At 47.7% G+C, this 16,132-nt stretch carries 14 protein-coding genes; 4 read left to right on the top strand and 10 right to left on the bottom strand.

Annotated elements, in window-relative coordinates; translation table 11 throughout:
• Nucleotides 1-532: 532 nt before the first annotated feature.
• The gene (locus ACJJIT_RS03250; protein WP_444899961.1) at nucleotides 533-2,953 is read right to left on the bottom strand and encodes a hypothetical protein; all 2,421 of its coding nucleotides are present in this window, start codon (nucleotides 2,951-2,953) and stop codon (nucleotides 533-535) included.
• A 345-nt stretch (nucleotides 2,954-3,298) separates the two neighbouring features.
• Here ACJJIT_RS03250 and pdxR point away from each other — a divergent pair, with 345 nt between their 5' ends.
• Complete coding sequence (gene pdxR / locus ACJJIT_RS03245; RefSeq protein ID WP_444899960.1) at nucleotides 3,299-4,780, top strand: MocR-like pyridoxine biosynthesis transcription factor PdxR; 1,482 nt, start codon at nucleotides 3,299-3,301, stop codon at nucleotides 4,778-4,780.
• Nucleotides 4,781-4,895: 115 nt separating this feature from the next.
• Here the strand turns inward: pdxR and ACJJIT_RS03240 are convergent, their stop codons facing one another.
• From ACJJIT_RS03240 to ACJJIT_RS03215, 6 genes are all read right to left on the bottom strand, one after another.
• Nucleotides 4,896-5,813 carry a hypothetical protein gene (locus ACJJIT_RS03240; RefSeq protein WP_444899959.1) on the bottom strand — a complete coding sequence of 306 codons (918 nt, stop codon included), beginning with the start codon at nucleotides 5,811-5,813 and terminating at the stop codon, nucleotides 4,896-4,898.
• A 225-nt stretch (nucleotides 5,814-6,038) separates the two neighbouring features.
• Nucleotides 6,039-6,641 (bottom strand): peptide-methionine (S)-S-oxide reductase MsrA, encoded by a 603-nt coding sequence (msrA, locus tag ACJJIT_RS03235; protein ID WP_444899958.1) that lies wholly within the window; start codon nucleotides 6,639-6,641, stop codon nucleotides 6,039-6,041.
• Between the two features lie 63 nt (nucleotides 6,642-6,704).
• A complete protein-coding gene (locus ACJJIT_RS03230) occupies nucleotides 6,705-7,889 on the bottom strand; it encodes an iron-containing alcohol dehydrogenase (protein ID WP_444899957.1) in 1,185 nt (394 codons plus the stop codon).
• A 256-nt stretch (nucleotides 7,890-8,145) separates the two neighbouring features.
• Complete coding sequence (locus ACJJIT_RS03225; protein ID WP_444899956.1) at nucleotides 8,146-8,583, bottom strand: hypothetical protein; 438 nt, start codon at nucleotides 8,581-8,583, stop codon at nucleotides 8,146-8,148.
• 24 nt (nucleotides 8,584-8,607) lie between these two features.
• The gene (locus ACJJIT_RS03220) at nucleotides 8,608-9,996 is read right to left on the bottom strand and encodes an aldehyde dehydrogenase family protein (RefSeq protein ID WP_444899955.1); all 1,389 of its coding nucleotides are present in this window, start codon (nucleotides 9,994-9,996) and stop codon (nucleotides 8,608-8,610) included.
• A gap of 81 nt (nucleotides 9,997-10,077) precedes the next feature.
• Nucleotides 10,078-11,451 (bottom strand): glutamine synthetase family protein, encoded by a 1,374-nt coding sequence (locus ACJJIT_RS03215; RefSeq protein ID WP_444887076.1) that lies wholly within the window; start codon nucleotides 11,449-11,451, stop codon nucleotides 10,078-10,080.
• A 162-nt stretch (nucleotides 11,452-11,613) separates the two neighbouring features.
• Here ACJJIT_RS03215 and ppa point away from each other — a divergent pair, with 162 nt between their 5' ends.
• On the top strand, nucleotides 11,614-12,150 hold the full coding sequence (ppa, locus tag ACJJIT_RS03210; RefSeq protein ID WP_020412430.1) for an inorganic diphosphatase: 537 nt from the start codon (nucleotides 11,614-11,616) through the stop codon (nucleotides 12,148-12,150).
• 121 nt (nucleotides 12,151-12,271) lie between these two features.
• Here ppa and ACJJIT_RS03205 read toward each other — a convergent pair whose 3' ends face one another.
• The 3 genes from ACJJIT_RS03205 to ACJJIT_RS03195 form a co-directional block, all read right to left on the bottom strand.
• Entirely contained in the window at nucleotides 12,272-12,760 is a 489-nt protein-coding gene (locus ACJJIT_RS03205; RefSeq protein ID WP_252083152.1) for a hypothetical protein, read from the bottom strand.
• Nucleotides 12,761-12,811: 51 nt separating this feature from the next.
• Nucleotides 12,812-13,636 carry a serine O-acetyltransferase gene (cysE, locus tag ACJJIT_RS03200; RefSeq protein WP_252083153.1) on the bottom strand — a complete coding sequence of 275 codons (825 nt, stop codon included), beginning with the start codon at nucleotides 13,634-13,636 and terminating at the stop codon, nucleotides 12,812-12,814.
• A 142-nt stretch (nucleotides 13,637-13,778) separates the two neighbouring features.
• Nucleotides 13,779-14,495, bottom strand: a complete 717-nt coding sequence (locus tag ACJJIT_RS03195) for a M15 family metallopeptidase (protein ID WP_444899954.1) — start codon at nucleotides 14,493-14,495, stop codon at nucleotides 13,779-13,781.
• A gap of 243 nt (nucleotides 14,496-14,738) precedes the next feature.
• On the opposite strand from ACJJIT_RS03195, the gene ACJJIT_RS03190 reads away from it, so the two are divergent.
• The gene (locus ACJJIT_RS03190) at nucleotides 14,739-15,023 is read left to right on the top strand and encodes a TfoX/Sxy family protein (protein ID WP_252083155.1); all 285 of its coding nucleotides are present in this window, start codon (nucleotides 14,739-14,741) and stop codon (nucleotides 15,021-15,023) included.
• Between the two features lie 205 nt (nucleotides 15,024-15,228).
• Nucleotides 15,229-16,113 (top strand): protease HtpX, encoded by an 885-nt coding sequence (gene htpX, locus ACJJIT_RS03185; protein WP_252083156.1) that lies wholly within the window; start codon nucleotides 15,229-15,231, stop codon nucleotides 16,111-16,113.
• Nucleotides 16,114-16,132 lie beyond the last annotated feature (19 nt).

Here is a 16,132-nt window from a genome sequence, read left to right as displayed (position 1 = left end):
CAAACTATATAGCCTAGAGCTACCAGCACCCCCAACTCCATCATTAAACCCGACAACACCAATATAAACCTTCTGAAAAATGACCTAGAAGATTGACACATTAAATATCACTATTGAGAAAGAACGCAATCAAATTAAAAAATGATTCCTAGCTCAAAAGGATATATTTATGAATTGACATCACCTAGAATCACCAGACAACAACCTACCTAACACCCAACGACTACTACAAATACAATTTACTCTTTTATGGATTAAATTCAAACCTAACAACACCATGCTCAACATATGGTGATCTATATTTTTAGAAAAAATAATCAATTGACCTTCATTAGCTGTGCAAGACGAACTCAGAGAAAAACTATTTTGTGCACTAGTGATTTTACCTATAACAAAAATGATGTTGACCAATTTCTTTACTTCTTTATCATCATCTTACAATCTTGATTAGGTATCGAATAGTCATTTAGTGTAGTGAAATGAAGGGGCTTAAATTAAGCCCCTTAAAGAACCTCAAGGAGGTCAATTAATCCTATTCGCCATCTGAAAACGAATCTTCTTTAATGGTCCAAACTTTTGAAGAGTTATCTTCACAGTCAACTTTTCCAACCAACCAGTTAGGAGCATTTTGGAACTGTGGAGCCAAGCAATGGCCTGTGAGTCTGTTTTTAATTTGATAAAAACTACTATCATCGGAAAAACGATAAGGACCAATAAAGTCCCAAGTTGTTGCATCAGTTTTTTCCGTATCAGGACGTATGCTATGATGGCCAAAGCCCAAATCTAGATCACTCACATAAGATTCATTATTTGCCTCAGTGTCCCAAATCAAATATCCACCATTATGTGGTAATAAGGCTATTTGACACGATAAATTGCTACCACGATATCCTGCAGGGAAAGTTGGACTTGCGCTGTGAAATGAACTGATGCAACCATTAAATCCTGTTAATCCTTCTGGGGCAATTATTGTGTGATTACCACTCGCTGCTGTAGGGAGTTCTATAAATTCCAGTGCAAAAATCTCGATATCAGATGGCGCAATTCCACAAGCAACGGTAGTCAGCACTCCATTTTCATTGCTCAAGCAATGACCGGTAGTATAGTTTGCTAACCGGAAAAGACCATCACCATCAAAATCATTTATAACCCAGACGGCATCATCTCCAAGCCCACTATAAAATCCAAGGCCATCATCTTTTTGCTTTAAGCTCCTGCTATCAACCGTTATCCGATACCCATCTTGATATTTCGCAACTTCAAAAACATAGGATTCTTCATCGCAATTAATTGTCCCAAAGTGACCAAAACAGGTGTTTTCGGGCACATGACGCAAGCGAATAAAGGTCCCCTCGGGGATATCTGTACCATCGATTTCCCACCTGTCATCGTTCTCGCACCCTCCCATAATGAGCCTGTCGTTTTCATCAACAATTAGACACCTTTCTGTATTTGAATTCACAATCTGGTACTCAGTGTCCAAAAAATGTCTTTTCTTAAACTGCCAAACAGAGTCACTCCCAACACTAGACCGGATAACAAAGCCATCTGAATCTTCACCTTTATCTTTAAAGTTACGATTATCAGCAAGCCTAGAGATCGTATAACCATCCTGATAGGGCCTGATCATAAATTGGCTGGCACCAACATCACAATTTAGCTTTACTGTACCATCCATACTGGCACATTTGTCAGTAGACTTATATTTAAGCCTTACTCCCCTGTAAGTTTCTAGATCAAAGACATCCTTTAACTCGATTAGATCTTCATCAGCCTGGGCGTCAGTTATTTTTAAAGCGTGGTTATACCAATCCCAGGAATCCACAATAAATGCAAGGCTATGAAAGATAGAGTTTCTTTTCGATTCACTTGCGAATTGACTATTGCTATAAAGGTCATCAATATACTCATCACGCCACTGATTACATTGACTCTCAGGGACAGCTTGTGAAGTAAAATTGTTATAATTATCTATATATGAATATCTAATACCACCACCAGAGCACTCTCTTACGAAGGATTCCCTATAACCTCCTAGTCGAGATTCACGAAAATCTAATTCTACTGAAACTAGCCCCGGAAATAAATTATTTTCGTTAACTTTAATACCAACATCATCTAATATTTTTTTATAAGAGCCAATTTCATTGACATCCTTAACCCGGTTATACGTCAAGTAAGTATCATTACCGCCCCTGCATGCATCCAGGGCATCTTCTGGCTCAATTAAGTAGTCTGTAAGTACAACTTCATCATCGTGTTTAATTGAATTCAATATCGAGGGAGAAATTAACTCATCATCCTCCACATTCTTCCAGGACGCATAGGAGCCTCTATTATAACAATAGCGATTCCATTCTTTTCTGTGCATAAACTCCATCTGAATGATCGCTATATATCCTGGTATAACTTCATCAATCAGAGCTTTATATTTAGCTGATGTTGGTGTATCGGCATCCAATTCCTTATCTATTTTCTCCCCAAGGCTTACTGCTAACAACTGTAGTTTGGAAGCAATATTAGCATGGCTAGATAAAATTCCATTATCCACAATTTCTTGTTGAATAAGACTAACCAAGCCGGTGAGATCTGTTAGATCTTGAGCAAGGTAAGCTCCTTCCAAATTTGAAATGCGGCTATTAAATTCTTCCAAACAACTGACCAATTGAGGATCAGCCCCCGGAGTCATTTTTTCAACAACTCCACCTTTTACAGCACTATAAATAAAAGGGTACGCTTTTGAAATAAGAGAGAAGGATTCCGGCACACCGAGTGCCGTAGATATCACATTATTTGCAAGTAAAACTCCTACACTTTGACCATCGTAAGAGACAGCAGAGCTGGCCTCTCTTGATGCATAATCATAACAAGCACCGCTAAGCTCATTCGCAGATGCATTAGCGGCTGCCAGGGAGATACCTGCACACAAGGTAACCCTCTTCATAATTTTCATATCTTTACCCCTAGAAAATCTGCATTTAAATAAAGTCAAAATTGACCCTAGAAATATAGCTGGAAAAAGTATTAAAGAGTTAGGTCCAGTTTTGAAAAAACCATGGTGCCAGCATACATATCAACAGAAAAGGCTGTAAAATTCACAATATATTTTTTTAAGCAACAACGAAATGATTACAAATGAAACCATCTACCAGCCTTGCTTGGGAAAGCGTGATTTATTTTAGATAATTACATTTTAAAAATGAATTTTCATTTTCTAGATCTAACTCTTTGGTGACACCATATTGATAGTAATGTCAAAATAAGTAAGATTCAGTTTTTATATTATATGGTGCCAGCGGTGAACGCCCCAGACTTATCTGATTTATCTATAAATCGAAACAAGCCTCTCCAGAAACAACTCTATAAAGCCTTAATTGAACGAATTATCAATGGACGGTTATTAGCGGGAGTAAAACTACCTTCTTCCAGAAGAATGTCTGAGTGTTTGGACATCAGCCGTAATACGGTTACACAAACAATAGAGCAACTTAAAAATGAAGGATTTTTAACCAGCAGGGTAGGGAAAGGAGTTTTTGTTTCTAAAAATTTACCGCCCTTCGCAAATTATCCAGATGAACGTCACCCCCACAATGACACGCCTAATAGTGCAACACCTTTACCGAGTTTGTCGGTCTACAGCCAAATGCTAAATTCTTATCCTCGTTTTATGTCACAGTGGCCTACTCTCCTACCCTTCTCACCAGGTGTACCAGATTTAAAAGCTTTCCCTTTTTCTATCTGGAACAAACTTTACCGACAGCATCAAGATAGAATACCAATTAATGGATATGGGAATCCTATTGGATATTTACCTTTAAGGGAATGGCTGGCAGAGTACTTACTGATCACTCGAGGCGTAAGATGTGCTCCAGATCAAATCATTATTACCAATGGCAGACAAGAAGCCTTAAATATATGCGCCAAAGTCATCTTAGAGCAAAATGATTCAATCTTAATGGAAAACCCTGGTTTTTGGGGAGCAAAATTAGCATTTGAATCGATGAATGCAAAAATCAGCTTAGTTGGTCTGAAAAATAATCATCTAGACGTTGATTTATTACCACAAATTAATGTAAGTGAAAAGCTCCTCTATACAACTCCAACTTATCAATACCCTATGGGTGGGATTCTTCCACCTTTAGAAAGGAATAAGCTATTAGATTGGGCCGATAAAAATCAATGCTGGATCATTGAGGATGAATCTAACAGTATATTTTCATTCAATGGGAACCCATATGCGGCGCTACAAGGGATGAGAAATAACACTCCAGTAATATTCATTGGAAGCTTTAATAGGGCTTTATTACCTAGCCTGAGATTAGGATATCTAGTAGTACCAAAACCTGTAGTTTCTAGCTTTGTAAGTGTGAAGTCTGTTATTTCAGGGCCATCCACGCTACTCCCTCAAGCAATCATCGCTGATTTTATGAATGAAGGGCACTTTGTTCGACACACTCGTAGAATGCAAAAAAAATACCAAAAAAAATGGGAACACTTTCACAGATTAACACAAAACCGACTTGAACCTAATGTAAATTTGATTACAGGTAGTGGGATTATGTTTGCTGTTCTTTCTACGCCACATCACGATGATAAATGGCTTTCAGAAAAACTACACAAAAAAGGATTTGGCAACGCCCCTCTTTCACTATCTGATGCTAATGAAAAAAAAATATCTGGTTTGATTTTAGGTTGCGCAAATACAAATTCTTCTCAACGTGAAAACTTTGTAGATTATTTGGCACACCTATTAAACAGTGACAAACGCCCCACCAGTTGAATTAATGGTCATTCTTAGAATAACCCTTATGGATTTGCGCTCACTTACCGAATTAAACTCCGCAAATCCATTAAACAATATCATCAAAGTATAAATGTCGAATAAAAATCACCCATTAAAATCTTATCAAATTTTTGACGCGCGACAATAACATTAATAACTTTCTGACTACATCCCTCGCACTAACTTCTCCCCAAAAAAAGAAGTGCCCCCCGGGAAGGGATTGCGAAAAATGGCTACCAGAGCATTCAACTAGCTCTTGAAGACGCTCCCACTGAGCAGGAGACAGGTCCTTCAATGCATTATCCCCAAGCACCCTCTTAATAAGCACTCTATTTCTAATAAACGCCCAGTTAGAGGTATTCAGTAATACGTTTTCCGCATCAGATATCGAATTACCATGAATAACCACAGGAAAAGGATAATCGTCGTAATTGAAAGTGTTCGCGGACTTAAGACTCCATTCTAAGTCTTCCACAAATTGGCCATTCTTATACATCAGGCCCGCGCCGATCAATCCCACAGGCGTGGCCCCCAGGATCCTCTGCCGATAAATATCTTTTGGGAGAATAGTATGGCCATTATAGGTACTTTGATCTTCCAGTGCCTGAAAAAACCAAGGGTATAAGCTCTCCCGGTTTGCCAGCCCTTCTGGTGTCATAGCGATATTTTCAGCATTTGCTTTTGGCAAGAAGCCCGGAACAGCGGGATCTCCCGACATGGCAACAAACATCACTATTGAGAAGCTCATACCAATCGCTTCCCTCCCAAGAGCTCCGGCAATCTTGCATCCCATACTCCAGCCACAGACGATCACCTCTTGCTGCAATCTATTCTCAGAGACAATCTTGTCAATTACTTCCGCGACCTGCTTACCCCAGTCTGCGATGGTGAAATTGGGGTAATATCCCTCAAAGGCCTTATTGGCGATGGGGAAGGATATAGCAAGGAAGGGGTGGCCTGAACGATGAACCCAATAACTGATAAAGTCTTCTTCTCTGGCCTCGGGGCAGCCATAAAAGATACGTGCCAAGTGAGAGTTACCCGGCACAAATACCATTAGAGGTTTGGATTTATCTGCAGCAATATAGCGATAAAGAACGGGGAATCCTGCTGCAGTGCTCATTACCTCCCCTTTTTGCAACCTGCCAGATTCGGTATTCCCCATGCCGTTTACCACATCTGAATTATCCTAGTCAGCAGACTTATTCGCTTAAGGGCACCTCTATTTAAGAGATCAAAAAACACCCCAAACTCTTCAGCTCTTGCTCTTACCTTTTCCTTTACCCCAAACTTCCTCAAGCCGCTGATCCCGCCCGCAGCGAAAGCGATAGTATTTATAGCGTAGGGGATTGCGCTGATAATAATCCTGGTGGTAAGCCTCTGCTGGATAAAAAGTAGCGGCAGGCTTTATCTGGGTGACAACTTTCTTACCCAACTCAGCCTCTACTTTCTTTTTACTCTCTTCGGCCAGCTTCTTCTCTTCTTCATTACCGTAAAAGATCTCAGCACGGTACTGGTCGCCCCGGTCACAAAACTGGCCACCGGCATCAAAGGGGTCCACGTTGTGCCAAAAAATATTGAGTAACTCGGAATAACTCACTTTGTTTGCATCATATTTAACTTGTACCACCTCAGCATGACCTGTACCACCAGCAGAGACCTGATCATAAGTGGGATTTTTCACATGACCTCCGCTGTAACCTGAGGTGGTTTCCAGCACGCCATTCACTTTGTCATAGGGTGGTTCCATACACCAGAAACAACCACCGGCAAAAATAGCAGTACGAATATTCGGGGAATCCTGGGCATATCCGAGGGTGGCAGCCAGGAGGATAAACAGAGTAAAGACGCCGCGCATAGCTAATTCCTGTGGACAATTCTATTGATAGGTAATCTTCTGTCGGCTTATAGGGTGAAACTCTTACAGTGTGACAGTGCCCTGGCAGGCACGCAGGAAAATATCGCGATATTCCACTGCGTTAAAAGACATTGGGTTACTGGCTGCAGACGGATCTTCTGCAGCCATACGACCAATCTTATCGGCATCATCGCTACCAATACCAATTTCTTGCAAAGTATGAGGAATGCCCAGCTGCTTACGCAGGCCAATAACCCAGTTAAGCACTGCATCAAAGCCACTCTCAAACATGTCTTTCCCGGTCAATTGCAAAGAGAGCGCCAATTGTCCCATGGGAACCTCTATGGCTGGCCTGTTCGCTACAAGGACATAGGGCATCAGTATGGCATTGAGTAAGCCGTGATGTTTATCGTAAAGGCCACCAAGAGGGTGCGCGAGAGCATGAATGGCTCCCAGGCCACGTTGGAAGGCAGTCGCACCCATACAGGAAGCAACCAGCATCTGCTGACGCGCCTTCAACTCGGTACCAATCATGTAAGCCCGCGGAAGATACGTTTTGATCAGCCGCATGCCTTGCAGGGCGATCCCCTCTGCCATGGGGTGGTAAATGGGGGAATAATAAGCTTCCAGGTTATGCGAGAGTGCATCCATGCCAGTGGCTGCAGTAATCTGGGGGGGAAGATCCAGAGTCAGCTCGGCATCCAGTATGACGATATCCGGCAATAGTTTGGGGTGAAATATCAGGCGTTTTACCTTCGCCTGCTCATCGGTTATGACCGCCACCCGCCCAACTTCCGAGCCAGTGCCCGCAGTTGTAGGCACGGCAATTACCGGGAGCATGCCGTCGAGGTCAACCCGCTTATAGTTATCGCCAATATCTTCAAAATCCCAAATGGGACGACGCTGCCCGGCCATTAGGGCAATCGCCTTACCGGCATCTATGGCTGAACCACCACCGAAGGCGATTACGCCGTCGCAATTTTTATCTCGTAACAGCTCGACACCACTGTTAATATTCTCACCATTGGGATTCCCCTTGATTGAGGAGAAAATCTCCACCTCCAGGCCGTATTCCTTACAAGGCACCAATGCGCGTTGAAGCAGTGGTATGCCTGCAATACCGGGATCCGTTACCAGTAAGGGGTGCTGCATATTGAGATCAGAGCAGGCTTTGGCAAGATCTGATATCCGGCCGGGACCAACCCAAATATTGGTAGGAAAATTCCAGTTTACCCGGTATTTATCCACATTATCCTCTCTGCCTTTACCGCCTAACCATTTAAAATTTCTAGTTATCCACAGTCTCTATGCGTTTAACCGATAGGATAAGGTTAAAAACAAACTTCTGTTTATGACCTCACCGCTATCTGGATATCCCACCTGTAAAAGCTCGGGGTTATTATCCGTAGGCGAAACTACAGCTGAAAAAAGCGCGATTGTCATTTTAGTAATTGGACCTATAAAACCAGCAGAAGCATCATTAATCGACTACATCTTCTAAGGGCTAGATAGATTCAACCAACTTAATCACTGGAGTAAAATCCACTGAATGACAGTCACCTTGATAGGACGCAATCAGTAGATCGCTCCCATCCCCCAAAAACCAATTTGCCGAACACTTTCCTTCCGATGTAAAAGTGACAAAGTAACCTGAATATTTGCCAATCTGTACCGAAGAAACTGGATGCTCCGATGGGTGCATTTTTAAGAACACACTGGGGTCTCCTCCATTAACCAGCAACCCTTTCCTCAGAAAAAACCCCATCACATTGCCTGTATCATTCTGGCAAAATTCTATTCCCACATAGTCATTATATTCTCTGCGTATCGACCAACCATCAGGGACCTCTAGAGCAATATCTCTATAAACATAGGACTCCGCGTTTAGCACTAGGGGATAAGTTAAGAACACACCATAAATACAACAAGCAATCCACCTCACAACATTTCCCTCTTTACTGGTTTACTAGCCCCCAACTTTAAAGTGAAATGATTTGGGCCTGGTTAGCTGCTCAAACCCGACTCTGGACAAAGTACACCCCCTGCCAGATTGTTTAACGCCGCTCCAGGCCAATTCCGGGTCTAAATAGTCGCAGCGATTGAGAAACACTGTGCCCACTCGCAAGTGATCGCCAATTGCCAGGGCAGTTTCTTCATCTTGTGAAAAAATAGCTGCCGTCAAACCGAAAGGGCTATTATTCATTAATTCTAGAGCCTCACCATCGTCATGGACTTTTTGCACCCCCAAAACCGGGCCAAAAGATTCATCGCGCATTACCCGCATTTTTTGCCGCACACCAGTGAGTAATTGTGGTGCCATATACTGAGTACCGCGCCTGTCCATGGAAAATTTACTGCTGTGCAGGTGGGGCTGGGCGCCCTGGGCCACAGCTTCGTCAATTTGAGTGCGCACTTTGTCGGCAGCCTCCGCATTGACTAACGGACCCAGGGTTGTTTGAGGATCATCGGGGCGCCCCAGCTGGTAATCGCCCACTAGTGCCACGGCGCGTTCGACAAATTCTTCGAATAGATTTTCCTGTACATAGGCACGTTCAATACCACAGCAAGACTGGCCGGAATTAAAAAAAGCACCATCCACTACAGCCTCTACCGCCAGTTCAAGGTCCGCATCTTCACGCACATAAGCGGGGTCCTTACCACCCAGCTCCAGTCCCAACTGGATAAATCGGCCGGCAACAATACGCTCTATATTGGCCCCGGCGTCCACAGATCCGGTAAAAGCAATATGCTGGATTTCTTCGGCACTGGCTAAACGTTGCGTATTGGAATGATTGAGATGCAAATATTGAAATACTCCGTAGGGCAGACCCGCTTCCCTGAAAGCCTCCACCATACGCTCAGCGCACAAGGGCGTTTGTGCCGAGTGTTTTAATATGACCGCATTGCCGGCCAGTAAGGATGGCACCAGTGCATTTACCGCGGTTAAATAGGGGTAGTTCCAGGGGGCGATCACCAGGGAAACCCCCAGCGGTTCACGGCGTATAAAGCGGGAAAATCCCGGTTTAATTGGCAAATGGATATCTACAAGGGCCTCCTCTGCCAGATTCGCCATGGCCGCAGCGCGCTCTGTAAAGCCATCTATTTCCCCCGGTGCAAAACGAATGGGCCTGCCCATCATCCAACAGAGTTCCTCAGCCAGACGATGCTTGCGCTCGGTAAAAAACTCCACTGCACGGTGGACAATGGCAATTCGCTCCACCAGAGGGGTCAATCGCCAGGCTTTTTGTGAAGCCGCCGCCCTATCCAGGGCCACACGAATTTCAGCCTCGCCGGCCAGGGCCCGCTCCAGATATACACTGTTATCGACAGGGGAAATACAGCGCAGGTGGTGCATATTAAATATTCCTTATCCACGGCTTATTTTGATTTCCTTACCATCCAAAAAATCACAAAAGCGGGCTTTTAAAAGGGCCATTTAAATAATTTCAAAATACCTATCCAGCTCCCAGTCAGTAACATGGCGGCGATACTCGCGCTCCTCCCATTCCCGGCTGGCGGCGAAATGCTCAATAAATTCACTGCCGAATAATTCATGAGCCGTCTCAGAATTTTTTAGACGCTGGGTGGCATCCCATAAAGTGGTAGGCAACGCCTGCTGTGCCTCTTGTGTCAAGGCATAGGCATTGCCCTCGATGGGCGTACTGGGCTGCCATTGCTGCATGATTCCGTAAAGGCCGGAGCCCAGGGCGGCGGCCAGCGCCAGATAGGGGTTGGCATCTGCAGCGCCCAGGCGGTATTCCACCCGCTGTGATTTTTCCCCGCCGGGGATGGCACGCAAGGCCGTGGTGCGATTTTCCACGCCCCAGTTCGCACCGGTAGGCGCCCAAAAACCCGGAACCAGGCGACGGTAGCTGTTGATAGTTGGCGCGAACAGAGCCAGGAATTCTGGCATCAGGCGCTGTTGGCCGGCGATAAAGTAACGCATGGTCTCACTGATTCCCTGGGGCTGAGAGCCATCGAAAAACGCGGCATTGCCGTTATTCAAATCGCGCAGCGATAAATGAATATGGCCACTCTGCCCGGGAAGATCGCTGGACCAGCGCGACATAAAAGTCGCCATCAGGCCCATACGCTGGGCCAGTACTTTCATAAAGGTTTTAAACAGTGCGGCTTTATCCCCAGCAGCCTCGACCCTATCCACGGCGATTGCCGCTTCGAGAACCCCTGGGCCGGTTTCTGTATGAAGCCCCTCCAAAGGGAAGTCCATACACTCACCCATTTCGAGGATTTCCCGGTAGAGTTCGGCATGAACCGAGTTGCGCAGCATTGAATAGCCAAACCAGTCCGGCGTGAAAGGCTTCAGATTGCGAAAGCCCTTTTCCCGTACCGACTCGGGTGTTTCATCAAATAAAAAGAACTCGTATTCCAAAGCCGCGAAGGGCTCAAATCCAATAGCCCGACAACGGTCTACCACCCGCTGAAGAGCCGCACGCGGACACACGACCTGAGCCCGTTCATCAAACTCCGCCAGAAATAACAGCATATTGTCTTCAAAGGGAATATCGCGACAGCTGTGCGGCAGGATACGCACCGGCGCGTCTGGGTAGCCCGTGTGCCAGCCGGTATAACGGGTATTGTCATAGAGCTGGTCTTTGACATCCCAGCCCAGCACCACATCACAGAAGGAAAACCCCTGCTCCAGGGCAGAGAAGAATTTTTCACGGCTCATATATTTGCCGCGCATGACCCCATCCAAATCAAACAGGCCCACTTTCACATGACTGAGACCGCGCCCCTCAACGATGGCACGAGCCTCCTGAACGGTTTTTACCTCCCGCGCTTTGATCATGGCCATCCCTGCCCATTGTTGTTATCAATGTCCTACAGGATAGACCCGCCAGCCGAGCCTTGACGCCCCATATTTCCTTTAAGGGCGTGACTTTCAGCCGTGCCGAACTGCATATATAATCCGCGCTCCAAATTTTTCGTTTTACCCAGTTCAGGACCAGCAATGAGCTTCGACAAGATCCCCGCAGGTAAAGACCTGCCCAGCGATATCAACGTAATCATCGAGATCCCTGCCAACTCCGACCCCATCAAATATGAGGTGGACAAGGACTCAGACGCCGTATTTGTGGATCGTTTCGTTGCCACTCCCATGTTCTACCCAGCCAACTACGGTTATGTACCCCAGACTCTGTCGGAAGACGGCGACCCCCTGGACGTACTGGTAGTGGCACCCTACCCGGTAATGGTTGGCTCCGTGATCCGCTCTCGCGTGATCGGCGTTCTGAAAATGACCGACGAATCCGGTGTTGACGCCAAGCTGCTGGCGGTACCTCACACCAAGCTGACCAAGCTGTACGATCACGTTCAGGAAATTGGCGACCTGCCCGAGCTGCTGCTCAAGCAGATCGAACACTACTTCGAGAACTACAAGGCTCTGGAAGCTGGCAAGTGGGTGAAAGTGGAAGGCTGGGCCGACGCTGAAGAAGCGCGCAAAGAAGTGCTTTCCTCTCGCGAGCGCTACCTGAAAGAAGAAGGCTAATCACAGCTTCTCTTAAGCCCGGCACGATTTTGTATTGGCCGGGCTGACAGGCATAAAAAAACCGGCATCTAGCCGGTTTTTTTATGCCTGGGCGCTGTAATCAACGCGAATCGCAGAAGATCTAATTGAGATCCCATTGGGGAATATTGACTGGTGCAGCAACTGTTTCGGCCCGCTCGCTCTCATCCAGTAACAACCCTTCCGCCGCGCGCAGGCTGATATGTTCGGTGGGCACCTGCACCTCCGCTATCGACTCGCGTTCGTGGTCCTTAATCAGATTGCCCTCCATTGGCGCGAGCGTCCAGTTTGGAACGCGAGGGCCCTCTGGCTGAGGTGTTTGACTCGGCTCGGGTACCGGAGGGACGTCTTCAGGGCCTCCCTCGCTTTTCAGGTTGACCTGAGCCCCAACCTTGGCCAGGGTCGCTTGAAATTGCTCCGCCTGGGCGCGACTCAATCCCTTGCGCAGCACCAGCGGTCGACCACTAAACAGTTTTTCCACTGCCTGCGGACTGCTCTTAAACAAGCGCGCCAAATTGGCCTTCACATCACCGGCGGTAAACCCGGCAATCAGGTCGCCGCGGAAAATCAGGCTATAGGTGGCTTGGGTCATCACTCAATCCCTATGTGTAATGCTGGTTGGATAATACTTGCTGCAGCCAGTTTATTCTTCGGAGTCCAGGGTTTGATCCATGGTAAAGGCGGGGGCCTTTTCTATCCGACCACCGACTTGACGCGCGGGGACACCGGCCACTGTGGTGTGGTCGGGAACGTCCTGTAGAACCAGGCTACCCGCAGCAATCTTCACATCCTCACCCACCCGCACAGGCCCCAATATCTTGGCGCCGGCACCGATCATAACCCCGTGACCAATCTTCGGGTGGCGATCCCCGGAACCTCGGCCGCTGCCGCCCAGAGTCACTGAGTGCAAAATAGAGACGTTGTCGCCCACCACCGAGGTCTCTCCCACGACCAGGCCCGTTGCGTGGTCAATCATAATGCCGCTGCCAAATTGAGCTGCGGGGTGGATATCCACAGAAAACTGTTCCGACACACGGCTCTGGAAGTACAGCGCGAGCGTCGTGCGGCCCTGCTTCCACAGCCAGTGGGCAATTCGGTGCGACTGCAGTGCGTGAAAGCCCTTGAAGTAGAGAAAGGGGGTGAGGTACTGATCACAGGCGGGATCGCGATCATACCAGGCACAGATATCCGCCAGCATACTGCGGGATATCCCTGTATCTGCTTGTAAGGCCGAAGCGATCACCTCCTGCAAAGCGGTGGAGGTGAGTGCATTGTGATCCAGGACTGAGGCTAACTGGTCGGCGATTGCATGCTCCGCCGACTTGTGGCGCAGCACCGTATTGTGAAAATAACTCGCCAGAATTGGTTCATCCCTGGCAGCTGCGGCAGCCTCTGCGCGCATAGCACTCCATACGTCTCTGGGCTCAGTTTGGCTGTCGATATTCAGTTCCTCACCTGTCGTACTCATTTTCCCGGCGCTTTCCTAATGTATTTGATTTGTCTCACACAACTTTGCGCCATTGGGCCCGCGCAGCTTCGCAGGAATACCTGGGCCTTTCAAGCGCCATCCGGCGGTGAAAATAAAGCGTACAGATTTGCGTAGATTTTACTCAGAGCGGCATATCTGTCGGATAACAGTGATCCGGAATCCATACAAAGCGCGTATAGATGTGCTCCAGCTGCTCGCAAACCGTGTCACACAGCGCCAAGTCGCAGGAGCGCAACTGCGCCTCCAGGCGTTCGGGTGTCAACAGGTGCTGTAGCTCCAGAGCTCGCGGTGCATAACTCAAATGCCAGCGCTCAGGTGCAACGCCACCGAGATCTTCGGCATAGGGACGAAACAGGCCGTAACTTTGCCCCGCGGCTATACGCTGATCCAGCCATTGGTGAAAAGCGCCAAAAACCCCATCATCGGCCACTTCCTGTGGGGTGAGCTGTACCTGGTAGTCCTCGGCTACAGCGGCGGCATCGATAATGTCGAAATCAGTACCCCAATGGTGGCGCGAGGCACCGGGCAGTGCCGACCAACGCAGTATGGCCAGCACTAACTCCTGCGGTGGCAGCTCAGAGACTTCAAGCTCTACGCCATCGGTGTTCAGCACTGGACGCAGACCTTGTGCCTTGTTATTCCAGATGGTGCGCTGGCGCTCAAAGCTGCGAAAACCTGAGACCACCTTGGGGTCAAAACCGGCATCTCGCGCATCGCGCCGCAGGCGCTGAAATGCCACCAGTGCCTCAGGGTGCAGCAGCTGTCCTGAGGGTGGATCGAGGATAACGTGCATATCGGTTAGCCCGAAGAGCATACTCTTAAGCGGTGTGGATAACATTTGGCTCCTATAGACAGGCGATTTTCAAAAGGCGGGCTAAAGTGAGTAAACCCCCAGCTATTACTCTACCAAAGAGCGGCATGGAATAAGTGGCCACTGGAAATGCTAGGCAAAGTAATAGGCGCTGTCTTAGGGCATGCGGCGGTTATCTTTGTTGGCAGCTTGCTAATTTATGTTAAGTTCAGCCCCGCGATTGGGGATTGATCGTGACTACTGGACGGAAAACCTTGCAGGGAAAACTGAATGCACCCAAGTCAATCAGAACTACTTAAGCTGAAAAATTTGGGGCTCGCCTCCGTTAACATCCTTCACTCCATTGGTATTCGCACCTACGAAGACCTCCACCGTATTGGCCCGGTTGAGGCCTTTATCAGTATTCGCAACCGCGGGATCAACGCCTCGCGCGTCATGCTTTATGCACTGCAAGGTGCTCTACTTGATGTGCACTGGAACGATCTGGACCCAGATCTTAAACAGCAATTGGTGACTGAAGCCGACCGCCTGCTGGCTACACAGAATTCAAACTAAAGCCTGTCACCAACAATTTTAGAAAGGGAAAAGCTACGCTGGGGCCCTTGCGCATCTGAGTGCCTGCGCAAGATGTACCGAGACGTTCGCACAGGCCCTTAATGCCTTACCCCATGCTACGGCTACGCAATAACTCGAGCTTTTGTCACACAAACCACCACAACCTATCTAAACTTGTCTAAGGGCAAAGAGACGGAGAGAGCCGATGTTGCGCATTGGGCTATTCCTGCTGACCAACCTTGCGGTATTAGTTCTGGTTGGCATCATCTTCAATATTTTTGGCATCGGGGGCATCCTTCAGGCCAACGGGGTCGACCTGAATCTGGGGGCACTGTTACTCCTCTGCGCTCTTTTTGGGTTTGGTGGTTCGTTTATATCCCTGTTTCTCTCCAAGACCATCGCCCGCATGAGTACCCGCACCCAGATTATCACCGAGCCGCGCAGCGCCGATGAGCAATGGCTGGTGGAGACTGTGCGGGAGCTTTCGCGCAAAGCCAATATCGGTATGCCGGATGTGGGTATTTTTCCCATGCCCCAGGCCAACGCCTTTGCCACCGGCTGGAATCGCAACAATGCCCTGGTCTCTGTAAGCGCCGGATTACTGCAGCGCTTTAGCCGCGAAGAGGCCCGTGCGGTGATCGGCCATGAGATCGGTCACGTGGCCAACGGCGATATGGTAACTCTGGCGTTGATTCAGGGAGTGGTGAATACCTTTGTGATGTTCTTCGCACGGCTGGTCGGTTTCTTTGTCGACCGGGTGATACTGCGCAATGAGCAAGGCCTTGGCATCGGCTATTACGTTACCTCTATCGTGATGGATATAATTTTTGGCTTCCTCGCCATGTTTATCATCGCTTGGTTCAGCCGCCGTCGGGAGTATCGCGCAGACCACGCCGGCGCCACCCTCGCCAGTCCCAATTCAATGATCGCCGCACTGCAACGGCTCAAAGTGGAATCTGAACGGGGTCACGAGGAACCGCTGCCAGGCAATATGAAAGCCTTCGGTATTTTCGGCAATATGGGCGCACTATTAGCCACCCATCCACCCTTGGATGATCGTATCCTGGCCCTGCAAAACTTCCGTAAGTAATACCCAGATTGCTGTTGGC

The sequence above is a fragment of the Microbulbifer mixtoriginis (SeqCode) genome, assembly GCF_052467515.1.
The sequence above is the reverse complement of the archived record's forward strand: the minus strand, read 5'-3'. Positions and strand labels throughout refer to the sequence as shown.

Excerpts from the sequence above, each read along its gene's own strand:
- ACJJIT_RS03250 (WP_444899961.1), bottom strand. The coding sequence starts at position 2,953 with ATGAAAATTATGAAGAGGGTTACCTTGTGTGCAGGTATCTCCCTGGCA.
- msrA (WP_444899958.1), bottom strand. The coding sequence starts at position 6,641 with ATGCGCGGCGTCTTTACTCTGTTTATCCTCCTGGCTGCCACCCTCGGA.
- ACJJIT_RS03220 (WP_444899955.1), bottom strand. The coding sequence starts at position 9,996 with ATGCACCACCTGCGCTGTATTTCCCCTGTCGATAACAGTGTATATCTG.
- ACJJIT_RS03215 (WP_444887076.1), bottom strand. The coding sequence starts at position 11,451 with ATGATCAAAGCGCGGGAGGTAAAAACCGTTCAGGAGGCTCGTGCCATC.
- ppa (WP_020412430.1), top strand. The coding sequence starts at position 11,614 with ATGAGCTTCGACAAGATCCCCGCAGGTAAAGACCTGCCCAGCGATATC.
- ACJJIT_RS03205 (WP_252083152.1), bottom strand. The coding sequence starts at position 12,760 with ATGACCCAAGCCACCTATAGCCTGATTTTCCGCGGCGACCTGATTGCC.
- cysE (WP_252083153.1), bottom strand. The coding sequence starts at position 13,636 with ATGAGTACGACAGGTGAGGAACTGAATATCGACAGCCAAACTGAGCCC.
- ACJJIT_RS03195 (WP_444899954.1), bottom strand. The coding sequence starts at position 14,495 with ATGTTATCCACACCGCTTAAGAGTATGCTCTTCGGGCTAACCGATATG.
- ACJJIT_RS03190 (WP_252083155.1), top strand. The coding sequence starts at position 14,739 with ATGCACCCAAGTCAATCAGAACTACTTAAGCTGAAAAATTTGGGGCTC.
- htpX (WP_252083156.1), top strand. The coding sequence starts at position 15,229 with ATGTTGCGCATTGGGCTATTCCTGCTGACCAACCTTGCGGTATTAGTT.